Annotated in this window: 11 protein-coding genes and 1 tRNA gene; 5 read left to right on the top strand and 7 right to left on the bottom strand. The window is 59.1% G+C overall.

The features are described from left to right. Positions 1 to 45: 45 nt before the first annotated feature. A complete protein-coding gene (locus tag ACP3TA_RS22100; RefSeq protein ID WP_046687439.1) occupies positions 46 to 1,236 on the bottom strand; it encodes a sugar transporter in 1,191 nt (396 codons plus the stop codon). 260 nt (positions 1,237 to 1,496) lie between these two features. On the opposite strand from ACP3TA_RS22100, the gene ACP3TA_RS22105 reads away from it, so the two are divergent. Continuing rightward, a complete protein-coding gene (locus ACP3TA_RS22105) occupies positions 1,497 to 2,183 on the top strand; it encodes an aspartyl/asparaginyl beta-hydroxylase domain-containing protein (RefSeq protein ID WP_033641388.1) in 687 nt (228 codons plus the stop codon). A 17-nt stretch (positions 2,184 to 2,200) separates the two neighbouring features. On the opposite strand, the gene ACP3TA_RS22110 is transcribed toward ACP3TA_RS22105, so the two are convergent. Beyond that, positions 2,201 to 3,133 carry an aromatic alcohol reductase gene (locus ACP3TA_RS22110; RefSeq protein ID WP_046687440.1) on the bottom strand — a complete coding sequence of 311 codons (933 nt, stop codon included), beginning with the start codon at positions 3,131 to 3,133 and terminating at the stop codon, positions 2,201 to 2,203. Between the two features lie 86 nt (positions 3,134 to 3,219). Here ACP3TA_RS22110 and ACP3TA_RS22115 point away from each other — a divergent pair, with 86 nt between their 5' ends. Further along, positions 3,220 to 3,639 carry a winged helix-turn-helix transcriptional regulator gene (locus ACP3TA_RS22115; protein ID WP_042785014.1) on the top strand — a complete coding sequence of 140 codons (420 nt, stop codon included), beginning with the start codon at positions 3,220 to 3,222 and terminating at the stop codon, positions 3,637 to 3,639. A gap of 29 nt (positions 3,640 to 3,668) precedes the next feature. Here ACP3TA_RS22115 and ACP3TA_RS22120 read toward each other — a convergent pair whose 3' ends face one another. The 5 genes from ACP3TA_RS22120 to ACP3TA_RS22140 form a co-directional block, all read right to left on the bottom strand. Further along, the gene (locus tag ACP3TA_RS22120) at positions 3,669 to 4,385 is read right to left on the bottom strand and encodes an ABC transporter ATP-binding protein (RefSeq protein ID WP_033651872.1); all 717 of its coding nucleotides are present in this window, start codon (positions 4,383 to 4,385) and stop codon (positions 3,669 to 3,671) included. Continuing rightward, entirely contained in the window at positions 4,382 to 5,257 is an 876-nt protein-coding gene (locus ACP3TA_RS22125; RefSeq protein WP_033651873.1) for an ABC transporter ATP-binding protein, read from the bottom strand. Before ACP3TA_RS22125 ends, ACP3TA_RS22120 begins: the two co-directional genes overlap by 4 nt. Continuing rightward, complete coding sequence (livM, locus tag ACP3TA_RS22130; protein WP_033643751.1) at positions 5,254 to 6,540, bottom strand: high-affinity branched-chain amino acid ABC transporter permease LivM; 1,287 nt, start codon at positions 6,538 to 6,540, stop codon at positions 5,254 to 5,256. The genes ACP3TA_RS22125 and livM overlap by 4 nt, the downstream gene beginning before the upstream one ends. Positions 6,541 to 6,550: 10 nt before the next feature. Continuing rightward, on the bottom strand, positions 6,551 to 7,465 hold the full coding sequence (locus ACP3TA_RS22135) for an ABC transporter permease subunit (protein WP_033643752.1): 915 nt from the start codon (positions 7,463 to 7,465) through the stop codon (positions 6,551 to 6,553). Between the two features lie 124 nt (positions 7,466 to 7,589). Continuing rightward, the gene (locus ACP3TA_RS22140) at positions 7,590 to 8,708 is read right to left on the bottom strand and encodes a branched-chain amino acid ABC transporter substrate-binding protein (protein WP_016927040.1); all 1,119 of its coding nucleotides are present in this window, start codon (positions 8,706 to 8,708) and stop codon (positions 7,590 to 7,592) included. Between the two features lie 456 nt (positions 8,709 to 9,164). On the opposite strand from ACP3TA_RS22140, the gene ACP3TA_RS22145 reads away from it, so the two are divergent. The 3 genes from ACP3TA_RS22145 (at position 9,165) to ACP3TA_RS22155 (ending at position 15,408) form a co-directional block, all read left to right on the top strand. Continuing rightward, a tRNA-Asn gene (locus ACP3TA_RS22145) sits at positions 9,165 to 9,240 on the top strand. A 385-nt stretch (positions 9,241 to 9,625) separates the two neighbouring features. Next, positions 9,626 to 11,689: a CHAT domain-containing protein gene (locus ACP3TA_RS22150; RefSeq protein WP_033644322.1), complete on the top strand. Its 2,064-nt coding sequence runs from the start codon at positions 9,626 to 9,628 to the stop codon at positions 11,687 to 11,689. Then, positions 11,686 to 15,408: a hypothetical protein gene (locus tag ACP3TA_RS22155; protein WP_426784436.1), complete on the top strand. Its 3,723-nt coding sequence runs from the start codon at positions 11,686 to 11,688 to the stop codon at positions 15,406 to 15,408. The genes ACP3TA_RS22150 and ACP3TA_RS22155 overlap by 4 nt, the downstream gene beginning before the upstream one ends. The last annotated feature ends 8 nt before the right edge of the window (positions 15,409 to 15,416 follow it).

A 15,416-nucleotide genomic window follows, 5' to 3' on the forward strand; every position in this document is an offset into this window, starting at 1 on the left:
GAAAATGTAGCGCGGGATGCCGCAGCGGCATCCCGAATCGGCAGGTTAACGGCTGTGGTGGTGCTGCAGCCGTTCGCTGCGGTAGGCGCTCAGCAAGCACCAGCCGAGGGCGATCAGCGCCAGCGGCGCGGCGACGAAGCCGATGTTGCCCATGCCCAGATGCAGGCTCACCTGATTGCCCAGCAGCGCGCCGCTGCCGATGCCGAAGTTGTACAGGCCGGAGAAGATCGCCATCGCCACGTCGGTGGCGTCCGGCGCCAGGCTCAAAACCCTGGCCTGCATCGACAGGCCGATCGCCATGATCGCCATGCCCCAAAAGATGCACAGCACCGTCAGATGGCTTTCGCTGCCGGCGGCCGGCAACAGCAGCAGCAGGCTCAAGGCCAGCAGCGTAATGGCGCCGATAAAGAAGCCGGAAGGAAAACGCTCGCTGTAGCGGCTGAACAGCAGGCTGCCGACGATGCCGGCGGCGCCGAACAGCAACAGCATCAGCGTGGTGAAGTTCTCCGACAGCCCGGCCACGGTCTGGATAAACGGCTCGATGTAGCTGTAGGCGGTGAAGTGCGCCGTCACCACAATGATGGTCAGCATGTAAAGCGCCATCAGCGCCGGGCGCTTGAACAGCAGCGGCACGCTGGCCAGCGAACCGGAGTGCTCGCTTTTCAGCACCGGCAACAGGCGCCACAGCAGCACCAGCGCCAGGGTGGCGCACACCGCGATGCCGATAAAGGTCATGCGCCAGCCGAGCAACTGCCCCACCACCCGCCCGAGCGGCAACCCGAGCACCATCGCCAGCGCGGTGCCGCCCGCCAGCAGGCTCAGCGCCTGGGCTTTCTTGCCCGGCGGCGCCACGCGGATCGCCAGCGAGGCGGTGATCGACCAGAACACCGAGTGCGCCAGCGCCACGCCGGCGCGCGAGATAACCAGCGTGGTAAAGTTCCAGGCCACGGCGGTCAGTATGTGGCTGGCGATAAACAGCATGAACACGCCGATCAACAGTTTGCGGCGCTCGATCTTGCTGGTCAGCAGCATGCACGCCAGCGAGGCGGCGGCGACGATCCAGGCGTAAATGGTAATGATCAAGCCGACCTGTTCGGTTTGCATCGAAAAGCTGGCGGCGATATCGCTCAGCAGACCGACCGGAATAAACTCGGTGGTGTTGAATATAAAGGCCGAGACGGCGAGGATGACCACGCGCAACCAGGCGGTTGAGCGGGAAACGGGAGCGTGTTCCATGGTAAAAAAAATCCGGACAGGTGCGGGCAAGTCGCGATATTTTAACCAACCGGCCCGCTAAATGCGATACGCGTCACATTTTAATTGTGTGGTTTTTTTCACCGCCCATCGACACGCTCACCGACGCACGGTTGCCAAAATGCTGTGCTAATCTATTGAAGCGTACCAATTTTTCCTGCCGCTCTTCCCCGGCCGTCCACGCGCCGCGCCGAAGACCCGCGCAGTGTCCCTTTGGCGTTTCCTGAGGCGAGGTCATTATGATGTCCGCGATTTATGATTGGTCCGTACTTGCCCTGCGCAATGTTTACGATCGCCGCATCCAGGGCCAGCCGGTGCTCGACAGCGCGGCCCTCTTCCCCGACGCCGAACGCTTTACCGCCCAATGGCGGCAGATCCGCGAAGAGGCGCTGACGGTCGCCCACGATCTGCACAATATCCCGCGCTTCCACGAGATCATGAGCCAGCAGGCGTCCATCTCCGCCAACGACGCGCGCGACTGGCGCATGTTCATCATGAAGGCCTATGGCCAGCCCATCCCCCGCAACCTGGCACGCTGCCCGACGCTGGCGGCGCTGATCGCCTCCTCGCCGGACGTGCTGTCCGCGTCGCTCTCCTTCCTGGCGCCCGGCAAACAGGTGCCGCCCCATCGCGGCCCGTTCCGCGGCATTCTGCGCGGCTATCTGGTGCTGGACATGCCCAAACGCGCCGACGGCGCGCCGGCGGCGGTGCTGAAGGTGGATGGCCGCGAATACCGGCTGCGCGAAGGGGAGTTCATGCTGTGGGACGATACCTTCGAGCACGAGGTATGGAACGACAGCCCGCAGGTGCGCACCGTGCTGCTGCTGGACATTCGCCGCCGCGACATGCCCGGCGGGCTGCGGCTGCTCTCCAGCGCCATCATCGCGCTGGTGCGGCTGAACGTGCGCTGGATGCAGCGCCAGTTCTGACTGCGGCGCACAGGCGATTAACCACCCTGAGAAGCCAGCCACTGGCCGGCGGTGGTGGCGGCCATGCCCTGGCGCGCATTGAAGGTGTTCGCCTTATCCCAGGCCACGCCGTCGGGTCGGGCGAAAGCCAACCGGTATTTCGCGCCGACGTCATGCGGATGATTCCGCACCTCCGCCTGCAGCCGCTCTTTGTCCAACAGGACTCTGTTGACCTCCACGCCCCAGTGCGCCTGCATAAGATCGGCAAGCTCACGGTAGGTCAGCGTATCCCCGGCGATATAGACCACCTGGTTGCGAAACGCGGGCCGATGGAAAAAAATCGCGGCCGTCAGCCGGCCAATGTCCTCGGGAGTGGTCAGCGTCACCGCATACTGCCAGTCACCCAGCGCGCGCACGGTTTTGCGTTCCGCATCCACCACGCCAAAAACCGAGTCAAACAGGTAGCTGGTGAAAATGCCCGTGGAAACAATCACCCACTCCGTTGCGCTCTGCGCGCGCAGCAGGTGACGCACCTCAAGCTGTTCATCCCACACCGGCTGCCCGCTGCCTTTACCGACGACATCGTAGTCCACGCCGAACTGCCACGGGAAGTAGCGCGCCACGCCGGCCTGCAAAACGGCCTGGGTGATCTTTATCTGCGTGCCCGCCCCGCCGACGAAGCCGCTGCAGTTGATTACCGCATCAAAGCCGCGCAGCAGCACGCTCAGCGCCTCCACCCCGCTTTGCTGCAGATCGCCTTCCACCACGGCGATCCCGAGCCGCGCCAGTTCATCCCGCCGCGCCCGGAGCGGGCCGCTGACGGCGCGGGCGGCCTCCGGCCGGAGCAGTACGCTGATTTTTAAAGATGGAGATAACCGAGCCTGCCGGCTCATCGCTCGCAGTACCGGCAGCCCCAGTTCGCCGGCGCCGAGTATGAGCACGGTATTGATGGATGGATTTGTGGATTTCATGCTTGCCTCCTGTCTTGACACTGCGTCATCCTGACAGCTGACAAAAACGGGTTCAATTAGGTACACGCGTGATACCGGGGAGGAATATGACGAGCGATCGGGAAGCGCTGCTGCAATTTTCGCAAGCGTTCTGTGAAGCATTGAGCAACGACGATGAAGGGTTGAAGCGCGAGATCCTCGCGCATGCGGGCAACCGTTGGTCGCTGGGCGTATTGCATCTCCTGGGCACCCACGGGCCGCTGCGCCACGGCGAACTAGGCCGCCAATTAGCGGGCGTGACGCAGAGAATGCTGACGCGGACGCTGCGCCATCTCGAGCGGGATGGGTTGATATCGCGCTGCGATTATCAGGAAAAACTGCCCCGCGTGGTTTACACCATCACCGAGGCCGGGGAAGAAATGCTGCTCAACATGCTGCCGCTCTGGTCGTGGATTATCTCCTCCGCCGACGCCTTCAGGGCAGCCCGCTCGCACTACGATGGCCAAGAGCGCGACGCCGAAAAATGAACGCGGGCTTCCCTGCCCGCAGGCGGCTGTCAGCCGCCGCCCAGATACGCCTTTCTCACCTGCGGATCGTTCAACAGTTCTTCCCCGCTGCCGGTGAGGCGGATCTGGCCGTTGACCATCACATAGCCGCGATCGGACAGTTTCAGCGCATGGTTGGCGTTCTGCTCCACCAGAAACAGCGTCATGCCGCTGCGGGTCAGTTCGCGCAGCACCCCGAAGATCTGCCGCACCACGATCGGCGCCAGCCCCAGGCTCGGCTCGTCCAGCAGCAACAGCTTCGGCCGGCTCATCAGCGCGCGGGCGATCGCCAGCATCTGCTGTTCGCCGCCGGACATGGTCATCGCCCGCTGGTTGCGCCGCTCTTTCAGGCGCGGAAACAGCTCGAACATGCGCGGCAAATCCTCTTCCAGGTAGCGATTGCCGACGGTGATGGTGCCCATCAGCAGGTTCTCCTCCACGCTCATGTCCGGAAAGATGCGCCGCCCCTCCGGCGCCTGCGCGATGCCGCTGCTGGCAACAAAGTGCGTGGAGCGGCGGCTGATGTCCTCGCCGCGAAACAGGATCTGCCCGCCGGCGATACGCGGCTGACCGAAGATCGACATCAACAGCGTGGACTTGCCCGCGCCGTTGGCGCCGATCAGCGCCACCGTCTCCCCGGCGTTCACCTGCAGCGACACCTGGCGCAGCGCCTGGATCGGCCCGTAAAACACATCGACCTCGCGAAATTCCAACATCGCTTCGCTCATCCCGCCAGCTCCTCTTCGTCCGCGCCCAGGTAAGCGGCGATCACCGCCTCGTTGTGCTGAATCTCCTGCGGCGTGCCGCGGGCGATCACATCGCCGTGATCGAGCACGATCACCCGATCGGAGATCTCCATTACCATGCCCATGTCATGCTCGATCAGCAGCACCGTGATGCCGTGATCCCGGCGCAGGAAGCGGATGATGCGGCTCAGCGCGGCCGTCTCCACCGGGTTCAGCCCGGCGGCCGGTTCGTCGAGGCAGATCATCTCCGGCGCGGTGCACATGGCGCGCGCGATCTCCAGCCGCCGCTGCTGGCCGTAGGACATCTCCCCCGCCAGCCGGTTGGCGCAGTCCGCCAGATCCACCACCTCCAGCCAGTAGAAGGCGTGATCGAGCGCGGCGCTTTCCGCCCGGCGGTAGCCCGGCGTATTCAGCACCCCGGCGATCAGATTGCGGTTGCTCTGCATGTGCTGCGCCACCAGCAGGTTCTCCACCACCGACATTTCGCGGAACAGGCGGATATTCTGGAAGGTGCGCGCCAGCCCGGCGCGGTTGACCAGGTGGGTGCCGCCGAACATCTTGTAATAGAGGCGCGAACCGAGCCGCTTCGGGCGTATCCAGTCGCCGGCGCGGAACTTCTGCCCCAGCACCTGGATCACATCGGTCGGCCGCTTGTGGGTATTGAGCAGGATCGCGCCGCCGGTGGCGCGATAGAAACCGGTCAGGCAGTTGAACACCGTTGTCTTGCCGGCGCCGTTGGGGCCGATCAGGGCGGTGATGGAACCGCGCTCCACCTCCAGATTGACGTCGTTCAGCGCCTTGATGCCGCCAAAGCGCATCATCAGGTGTTCCACCCGCAAAATGGCGTCGCTCATGGCGCCACCCCCTTGCGTTCCGCAAAGCTGGCGCGGCTGATGCGCACCAGCCCGCGCGGCCGCCAGATCATCATCGCCACCATCAGCACGCCAAACAGCAGCACCCGGTATTCAGCGAAGCTGCGCAGCAGCTCCGGCGCCACCGTCAGCACAAAGGCCGCCAGCACCACGCCGAGGGTGGAGCCCATGCCGCCCAGCACCACGATCGCCAGGATCAGAGCCGACTCGAAGAAGGTGAACGAAGTCGGGTTGACGAACCCCTGGTAAGTGGCGAAAAACACCCCCGCCAGCCCGGCGGTGGAGGCGCCCAGCATAAACGCCGACAGCTTCACCAGCACGTGGTTCAGCCCGAGGGAGCGGCAGGCGATCTCGTCCTCGCGCAGCGCCTCCCAGGCGCGGCCGATCGGCATGCGCGTCAGCCGGTGCTTGATGTACAGCACCAGCAGCACCACCAAAAACAGCATCGCGTAGATGAAGATGAACTTGAGATTAGGATTGTAATCGATGCCGAGAAACTCGTGGATCGGCACCCCGCCGTCTTTAGCGCGCCGGCCGAACTCCAGGCCGAACACTGTCGGCGCCGGCACCGAAATGCCGTTCGGCCCGCCGGTGAGCGACATCCAGTTGTTCAGCACCAGCCGGATGATCTCGCCGAACCCGAGCGTGACGATGGCGAGATAGTCGCCGTGCATGCGCAGCACCGGAAAGCCCAGCAGCGCGCCTGCCAACGCCGCCATCAGCGCCCCGAGCGGCAGCATCGCCCAAAAACCGAGCCCGAGATACTGGTAGCCCAACGCCAGCCCGTAGGCGCCGATGGCGTAAAACGCCACGTACCCCAGATCGAGCAGCCCCGCCAACCCGACCACAATGTTCAGCCCCAGTCCGAGCAGCACGTAGATCAGGCCGAGGATCGCCACCGTCAGCAGGTATTTGGTGGCGACGAACGGGAACAGCAGCGCGATCGCCGCCATCAGCGGCAGGAACCAGCGCAGATTGGATTTATAGCCCAGCGGACGTACGTACACGCCGTCGTTGCCGCCGTCGAAGCGCGCCAGCACCTTGCGGCCCGGCGCGGTTTGCAGGAACAGGCTCAGCAGCAGCCGCCCGGCCATCACCGCGACGATGATCCACACCAGCCGGTGCGGCTCGAAGTTAAAGCTGTAGCCGTTCAGCACGATGCCGACGATCGGCCCGAACACGATCAGGGCGATCAGCCCGGCCAAAACGGCATCCAGCAGGCTGCGTTTGACGTTCAGCCCGCCGTTGATTACGGATTGCGACATGGCGTTCTCCTTAAACCTTGGCGACCAGCGGCCGGCCGAGCAGGCCCTGCGGGCGGAAGATCAGGATCGCCACCAGCAACCCGAAGGAGAACACGTCCTTGTAATCCGAATTCACCATGCCGGCGAACTGCGCCTCCGCCACGCCGAGCAGCAGCCCGCCCAGCATCGCGCCCGGCAGCGAGCCGATGCCGCCCAACACCGCGGCGGTGAAGGCCTTGATGCCGATGATAAAGCCGACGTAAAAATCGAAGGTGCCGTAGTTCATGGTGATCAGCACTCCGGCCAGCCCGGCCATGGCGGCGCCGATCACGAACACCAGCGAGATCACCCGATCGGTATTGATGCCGAGAATCGAAGCCATTTTGCGATCCTGCTGGGTGGCGCGGCAGATGCGCCCCAGCCGGGTGCGCTGAATGATGTAGGTGAGGATCGCCATGCCGAGCAGCGACGCCACCAGAATGAACACCTTGGTGTAGGTGATCTGCACCACGCCGCCGTCGAATTCCAGGCGGAACACGCCGCTCAGCAGCGTCGGGATGCCCTGCTGGCGCGGCCCTTGGCTTATCTGCGCATAGTTTTGCAGGATTAACGACATGCCGATGGCGGAGATCAGCGGCGCCAGGCGGGTGGAGTTGCGCAGCGGCCTGTAGGCGATGCGCTCGATCACCCAGCCGTACACCCCGGTGATGACGATGGTGAATACCAGCGTGCCGAGGATCAGCAGCGGGAACGATTGCAGCCCGAAGAACGACAGCAGCGCCAGACCGATGGCGCACAGGTAGGCGGAGATCATGTACACCTCGCCGTGGGCGAAGTTGATCATGCCGATGATGCCGTAAACCATGGTGTAGCCGATGGCGATCAGGCCATACACCGCGCCGAGGGTCAGGCCGTTGATCAGCTGTTGCAGAAAGAATACATCCATAATGAGCAGTCTCGCCTGGTAAGGCCGCCAACGCAGTCCGACGCGGCCCAAAGGTAGTCGCGGAACGGGCGCGCCAAGGCGGCGGCCCGTCGGTCATAGGGTCACACCCTCAATGTTCGGCCGTTTACAGTTGGTGATATTTGCCCTTGTCATCCCATTGATAGACCACGTAATCCGAGACCTTCAGATCGCCCTTCTGATCCCAGGCTTTTTTACCCATCACGGTGTCAACATCGTGCGACTTCAGCCATTCGGCGGCCTTGGCGCTGTCTTTGCCGCCGGTGGCGTTGAAGGCGGCGGCGATCGCCTGGATCGAAGCGTAGGAGTAAAGGGTGTACCCTTCCGGCTCAAAGCCGCTGGCGCGGAACTTGGCGATCACCGCCTTGCCTTCCGCGATCTGGCGCGGATCGTTGCCGAAGGTCATCAGCACGCCGTTGGTGTACTGCGGCCCGCCGGCGGCGGTCACCAGCTCTTCGGTCACCACGCAGTCGCCGGAGAAGAACTTGGCGGTCACGCCCTGCTCGCGCATCTGGCGCACCAGCGGCCCGGCTTCGGGATGGCAACCGCCGAAGTAGACCACGTCCGGCTTGACCGAAGCGATCTTGGTCACCAGCGCGTTGAAGTCTTTCTCGCCGCGCGACAGCCCCTCATACAGCACCTCTTTAACCCCGCGCTTGTTCATTGCCGCCTTGGCGGCGTCCGCCAGCCCCTGGCCGTAGGTGTCTTTATCGTGGATCACCGCGATGCGTTTGGCCTTCAGGGTATCCAGCATGTAGTTGGTGGCGATGACGCCCTGCTGATCGTCGCGCCCGCACATGCGGAACATGGTCTTCATGCCGCGCTCGGTGATCTGCGGGTTGGTGGAGCCGGGGGTAATGGCGATGATGCCGGCCTCGTCATACACCTCGGAGGCGGGCATGGTGGATGAGGAACAGAAGTGGCCGACCACCGCCGACACCTTGTCCTGATCCACCAGGCGGTTGGCGACCGCGACCGCCTGTTTCGGTTCGCAGGCGTCATCCCCCTGCACCAGTTTGATTTTTTCCCCTTTGATCCCGCCGGCGGCGTTGATGTCCGCCGCCGCCTGCGAAGCCCCGCGCCAATACTGATCGCCATAGGTGGCGTTCGGCCCGGAGAACGGCCCGGCGACGCCGATGACGATATCGGCCTGCGCGGAAAACGCCGTACCTAAACAACCGATGAGCAAAGCAGCGAGCGGACTTTTTATCAATTTCGATGACATTGTTATCTTCCTCAGCACTGTTGTAGCGAAACGCCCTGGGGCGCGGATCAGTCACTTTATGTGTAGACGGGGAAAATAATTTTCTTGAGAGCGCAGTCGCATTCCCCAAAAATGGGTAAGCAAAAATCCAGCCATTGTGACGACGAATACATATTGTTTGCTTATTCATCCTACATATCAGTTGCGGCGCGGCGTGTGGCGCCGTTAACCAGGGTCTGGCCAATACGGTTAGCGCGAGTGGAAGTATGGGGGGGAGAACGGCCCTGCACCATCGCCGTGCAAAGGCGTGTGCAAGCGGCGTCAAAACGATTGGGGATGCAAAAATCAACGCATAGCGATGGAAAATGCCGAAAAACAGCGCAAGGTGCTCATTCCCTCAGCAAACGCGCTTTTTTTGCAGTTTAGCGCTTTGACAAACCCCGGATGCCCCGCTATTATTCGCCCCGTTCACACGATTCCTCTGTAGTTCAGTCGGTAGAACGGCGGACTGTTAATCCGTATGTCACTGGTTCGAGTCCAGTCAGAGGAGCCATATTTAGAGAAGCCCGCTCAGGGAAACCCGAGCGGGCTTTTTGCTTTTTGCTTTTTGCGTTGCATGGCTGTGCGCAAAAATCGATACAACGCATCCTATCGTTATTTATCTATTAATTTTCGCCCTTATTTTATTTCAGTAGCGAAGCGCTCCTCATCAACACCGCGCCATATTGGACAGAAATCCTTATTCAAGCTAGATGTATATTATACCGTCACGAACTGGTCGGCGACGCTCTGAACACCCAGTGTCTCAGCAAAATATTAAATAAAAAAAATCAGTTATCTAAATAACTACGTGCTGAAATACGCTGGGTAGACTCCCGCCTCCCTCTCTCGTTTTGGTCGTCAATGCTGTCGACAACGCTACTGTCGGGGGTACGTTCATGAAAGGCTATGCGGAACTTGAGATCGTGTTTCAGCGGAATTCACTCGATGAATTTCAAGCCAGTTTTCGCCAGCGCTTTGACGAAAGCGAAAATATTACCCCTTTCATCCCGTTGGCATTAAACATCCACGATCCGACATTTTACTCCCGCAACCCGCAAAGAATGGGCCGGTTATTATCGGAATCACTGTTTATGCAGCCCGCACTGCGTGATGCATTCACGTCCGCACGGGCATTTTCCGACCATCAGCAAAGCCCGCTAAAAATACGCCTGCTTATCGATTCAAATGCATCCATATTACACAGCCTCCCTTGGGAAACGCTGGTTGATCCCACCGATACGGCCACACATCTCTTACGCAGCAATCAGTGCGTTTTTTCGCGCTATCTGGCGGCCCGAACTTACCGCCTCCCGATGTTGCGTCCTAAACAAGGCATTAAGGCACTATTAGCCATCGCCAATCCTCAGGACCTGTCGGAAACCTTCCCGCCCATCAACGTTCCTCATGAGCAGGAGCTCGCTGAAAATGCGCTGCGTCATGTTCCGTTAACCACGCTCACGCGGCGCGGAAGCGCGACGCTCCAGGCGATTATCGAAGGCATAGAAGAGGGAGCCGACATTCTCTATCTCATGTGTCACGGCATTGTCGGGCAGCAAGGCGCCGTGTTGTGGTTGGAGGATGAGACCGGGAATGCCGCCAGCGTCACCGGCGAAGATTTCGCCGCGCGTTTGGGCGCGCTGGAGAGAATTCCCAGCTTGGTCGTCCTATGCTCCTGCCAAAGCGCCGGTGCCGGCAATCCCGCACGCGACGCGCTGGTCGCTCTGGGCCCCCTGTTAGCCAAAGAGGGCGTGCCGGCGGTATTGGCGATGCAGGGCAAGCTGTCGATGTCTGCGGCAACGCAATTTATCCCGGAGTTTTTCAGACAGCTGGCGGAGCATGGCGAAGTCGATCGCGCTACCGCCAGTGCGCGGGCAAAAATCATGGACTCACCGGACTGGTGGATCCCGGTCGTTTTTACCCGGTTGAATAATGCACGTATTTGGTATCCACCCGGATTCGGTGTTTCCGACGAAAATAAGGATCCCTGGGCTCTGATCGTCGACAATATTACCAGCCAAGACAGCACTCCTATCCTCGGCCCGAGCATGAACGAAGCGCTGTTCGGCTCGCGGCGTGAACTGGCACGTGAATGGGGGGAAATCTACCACTATCCGTTAGGTGGGCACGACGTGGCGGGTCTGCCGCAGATTGCACAATATCTTGCCGTGATGCGGCAAGACAAATACCCCCGTCAGGAATTTTACAAGTACGTCTATGAGCGAATTCTTGAGAAATATCCTGACGATGTGCCGGACCGGCTAAAAGGTTTAGATCAAATGGAGATCTACACATCACTAGGAGAACTGGTTTCAGTGGTGGGGCAAAAAATCCGCGCCCGTACCCCTCTTGATCCGCTGCGGATCTTGGCCGGCTATAAACTCCCGGTTTACATCACCACCGATCCCAGCGATCTACTGGTCGATGCCCTCAAAGAACAGGGCGCGACGCCGACAGTCCGCCTGCTGAGGTGGAATATACACGCTGAAATTTGCGATGCCAATTATGTCAGCCGAGCCCCCGCCAGCCCGGCGGACGAAGGCACTGCGACCCATCCGATCGTGTTCAAGCTCTTCGGGGATTTATCCACGCCAAAATCGCTGGTGTTAACCGAAGATCATTTTTTTGACTACCTGACCAAAGTCTCTTCCGCCCAAGACGCCATTCCCCTTTACGTCCGTGCCAGGCTGAACAGCAGCGCGCTGCTGTTTGTCGGCCTGCAGGCTGAATCCTGGGAGTTTCGGGTACTGTTTCGCAGCCTTTTACTGTTGGAAGGCCATGACCTGCGCAAAAATATCGAACATTTCTCTGTACAAATTGATCCAAACAGCATTCTTGATCCCGGCAGCGCACGCCGCTATATCGAAAAATACCTGCAGACGAAGGCCCAATGGCGTCTGTACTGGGGAGACGTTACCACCTTTATGGCGGAATTAAATGCCCGTACGCAGGAGGACTCATGAAGGCTCCTTACGTAGGCCCCAGCCCTTTTAGCGCCGAACAAACACTCTTCGGTCGCGACGCGGACATTAAGCAACTGCAATGGCGCTTAATCTCGGATCGGATAATCGTGCTGTACTCCCCTTCCGGAGCGGGTAAAACCTCGCTTTTGATGGCCAAGAACGGCCTTTTATCCACACTGACAACGCTGTTCCATGTTTTACCCGTGCAGCGCATCGCGCAGGCCGATGATACCGATCCGGTCATCTCCCTCTTGCAGCGCCTGGACCAAGATAGTTTTGGCTCGATTCGTCCCAATGATACGCTTCTTACCTACTTCAACCGTATCACTCTGCCTGAATCTGATCCGCCGAAGCGTCTTCTGTTGGTGCTCGATCAATTTGAGGAAGTGTTAACCGGTAATGTCCCCTACGAGCAACAAAAAGTCTTTTTCCAGCAGTTGAAAGAACTGCTGTCAAACGACGAAAAAACTATCTGGCTCCTCATCAGCATGCGAGAAGAATACTTCTCCTGGCTTGATGATTTCCGCGATGATATTCCCACCCGCCTTAACAACACCTACCGTTTAAACCTATTGTCGGTCGAGCAAGCCGTCGCCGCCATCAAGGGGCCGGCAGAAGCCATGGGCGTCGCTTTTCCAGTGCAAGACGGAACAGATGCGGCGCAGTTGCTGGTCAGCGAATTGATTAAAGCGCCGGAAGGCGCACGCCCGAGTAAGACCGTGGAACCGGTACAGCTGCAGGTTATCTGTACGGATCTGTGGAACACCTTAAGCCAAACCGAGCGGCAGGTCTGTGAGGTTCGCGTCGCCGACGTGGCGGGATATAACCCGGACAATGCCTTACTGGATTACTGCACCAAGACGCTCAATCTGGCGGCGCAAGATCCCCATCGATTCAGAACGTTGGGAGATTGGATAGACCGGTATCTGCTGACGTTAAGTGGGCGCCGCTCAGCCGTGATTTTCAGCCCGCAAAGCACGGACGGGCCATCACTTAAAGAAATTCAAAAGCTCGAGGAGCACCATCTCATCCGTCGTCAAAGCCGTGAAGACGACATGTGGTATGAATTGGCGCACGATCGTTTAGCCGGCCCCGTACGCCGCAGCATAGAAGAGTGGCGTAGCAATAATCTGAAAGAATGGCAAAAACAGGCGCGGATATGGCATATGGACGGCGAAAAACCAGATTACTTTCGCGCCCTGCCATACCGTACCCAACGAAAAATGAGGCCGGCGGAAAGCGATGCTCCCGATTCAAAAGTCGAGGCGCGATTCCTCGCGGCGTATGCGTCGTATCGCCGCAGGAAACAGCAGCTTTTTTGCGCTTCGGGTTTAGTCATCGCCGTTTTGGCGATAATTATTGGTTTCTTTGTTGACAAAAGCGCCGATGAACAACAGAAAACCAAGCTCGCGTTGAATTATCTCGCCATTCAAACCGGTATTCTTTCCATTCTCAACGATCACCCCAACCCAAGTTTGGAAGCCTTAGCCACCGCGGCCGGCGCGCAGTTACGGTTACCAGCCAACTCAAACAATCTGTTGACGTTCAATTTTCAAATGTTGCTCGGCGACTATCTCGGCCGCTATAGACAACTTGAGCGCATTGATACTCTCGGCGATGGCAAAACCACAGTAGTACGAATCCGCGAGAACGAATGCATTAGCGCCAAGATCGGCCGTGACCGTTTCTCGATAAAAACCTGCGGTGCGAACAGCGAATTCATCCCCCCCGAAGAGGTGCAACAGGCGCATCCCTCGGGAATTAACACCTTAACATTCGTCACACCTAAACTATTGGCGACTGGAGATGGCGATGGGACGATCCGCATCTGGGGTCTGGCGACAAGAAAAACCGTGGGGGGCCCGCTACATCTGCCCGATAGTGACAACACTAAGCATGTAAGCAACAAGGTGCGTGCCATCACGGCAGCTGGCGACAGGCTTTATGCCGGATATCAAGACGGTACGCTGGCCGTGTGGAAAATATCCGGAGCCGAATTTGAATTATTGTCACAACAATTCGATAAGAAAACCAACTCCGTGATGGCCACCGCCGTCGCCCCCCAAAATGCTCTGGATAACGTCGCCATCGCCACAAGCAGGGCAGTCAAATGGCAGACGTTTAGCCAAGGTAAACCGCAACAGTCCATCCCATTGGCGGCCATCGCGCCAGAGACCGAGTACAGCAAAACTTTTTACAGTATCGACATCAGCCCCGATGGACGATTTATCGCAGCCGGCAGCAGGGATGGCTACATTTATATCTGGGAGACTTCACGCCTTTCTCCGACCAAGAATAACGTCGAAAAGGATGTTTCGCCGCGAGCCGACGCCCCCTTGCCAACATCGTCGTTCTTTTACTGGCCAACGATTATCAACGCTCATCAGCAAACCGTCGCGCAACTCAAGTATCTGCAAAATGGCGACCTCTTGTCATTAAGCTGGGATGGGAGCCTCAAGCTGTGGCTGTTTTCGGCCAATAATGCCGCCGCTCCCACCAACCGCACCCTTTTGCAATTTCCGCGGCAGTTGGTCAGCGTCGCGACCGAGCCTGATGAGCAAACCGCCTATGTCACCAGTGAAGCCGGCGACATACTCAAAGTCAATTTGCGCGTTGACAGACATCCTTTAGGGCAATTTTTGCTTAGTCCTCAAGCTCCTGCGCTGTTTGTCGACAGTAAAGCAAACCGTCAGCTATTCACCGTACAGGCGACAGGGCTGACGCAATATCGGTTGGATGCCAATACCGGCCAACCATCGGTCATTCGGCAGTTGCCGGTATCGAACGTCGTCGCTCTCGCGTGGTCCCCCTCAGCCACGATGCTCTTTGCTGCGCAACAGCAAGGCGTTGAGGTATTTCGCAATGTGCTGATTTCACCTTCCCAAGGCGAGCCGCTGGCGTGCCTGCTGCAACCGCCAGGCCGCCGCATCGCCGCCATTCGCGTCAATGATGCCGGCACCCTGCTGGCGGTTACCCTCGTCGGCAAGAACGGGCGAGAGCTCGCCAATAAACTGTATCGCCTCACCGCGTCAGCCCCCCATGGATTCACCTGCAAAGAAATTAAAACTCAGCGCAACGTCTACTTTCCATTGCCCTGGTTCAAACCCAACAGCGACGAAATCATGACCATAAATGACAAGAATGAAATCGTCTCATGGCGATTCAACGCTCAGTCACGTGAAGAACTTGAGATAGTCAAAACCCGCGTCATTCAGGTTGCGAGCGAACGTTCTGAATCCAGCAATATGCGTGCTCCGATCGAAACACTGGCGTTCGATTCTTCAGGCCAAACGATGCTGCTGGGCGACTTCTCGGGCAAGATATATTCCGCAACGATAAACGGGGAGGACTGGTCGTTCACACAGAAGAAAAATGATTCATTTTTTATCCCCCATCTATTGGCCGTCGCGGGTGATGGCAACACCGTCGCCATGGGGGACAACAAGGGGCAGTTGTCCGTGTTCGTCGCAGGTTCAGCCATGCACATCGCACAAGACTTCCACACGACGCCAATCACCGCCCTCGCCCTTTCTCAGGATGGAGAATGGCTGGTTTCTTCATCAAGCGCCGGCACAGCCATTTGGGATCTGCGCATGAAAAGCTGGATAAAACAGGCTTGTAAATGGGCGAACCGCCCGACATTCCAGCCTGGAGACATCGACAAATACTTCCACTATGCGTCCATTAATGACCCGTGTCCCGACAATCCATCGAAATGACTTTTTAG

Origin of the sequence: Serratia sp. 2C06, from assembly GCF_050037615.1 — a bacterium.
Classification (GTDB): Bacteria; Pseudomonadota; Gammaproteobacteria; order Enterobacterales; family Enterobacteriaceae; genus Serratia; species Serratia ureilytica.

Coding starts and splice junctions, on each gene's coding strand:
- ACP3TA_RS22100 (WP_046687439.1), bottom strand. CDS start 1,236: ATGGAACACGCTCCCGTTTCCCGCTCAACCGCCTGGTTGCGCGTGGTC.
- ACP3TA_RS22105 (WP_033641388.1), top strand. CDS start 1,497: ATGTCCGCGATTTATGATTGGTCCGTACTTGCCCTGCGCAATGTTTAC.
- ACP3TA_RS22110 (WP_046687440.1), bottom strand. CDS start 3,133: ATGAAATCCACAAATCCATCCATCAATACCGTGCTCATACTCGGCGCC.
- ACP3TA_RS22115 (WP_042785014.1), top strand. CDS start 3,220: ATGACGAGCGATCGGGAAGCGCTGCTGCAATTTTCGCAAGCGTTCTGT.
- ACP3TA_RS22120 (WP_033651872.1), bottom strand. CDS start 4,385: ATGAGCGAAGCGATGTTGGAATTTCGCGAGGTCGATGTGTTTTACGGG.
- ACP3TA_RS22125 (WP_033651873.1), bottom strand. CDS start 5,257: ATGAGCGACGCCATTTTGCGGGTGGAACACCTGATGATGCGCTTTGGC.
- livM (WP_033643751.1), bottom strand. CDS start 6,540: ATGTCGCAATCCGTAATCAACGGCGGGCTGAACGTCAAACGCAGCCTG.
- ACP3TA_RS22135 (WP_033643752.1), bottom strand. CDS start 7,465: ATGGATGTATTCTTTCTGCAACAGCTGATCAACGGCCTGACCCTCGGC.
- ACP3TA_RS22140 (WP_016927040.1), bottom strand. CDS start 8,708: ATGTCATCGAAATTGATAAAAAGTCCGCTCGCTGCTTTGCTCATCGGT.
- ACP3TA_RS22150 (WP_033644322.1), top strand. CDS start 9,626: ATGAAAGGCTATGCGGAACTTGAGATCGTGTTTCAGCGGAATTCACTC.
- ACP3TA_RS22155 (WP_426784436.1), top strand. CDS start 11,686: ATGAAGGCTCCTTACGTAGGCCCCAGCCCTTTTAGCGCCGAACAAACA.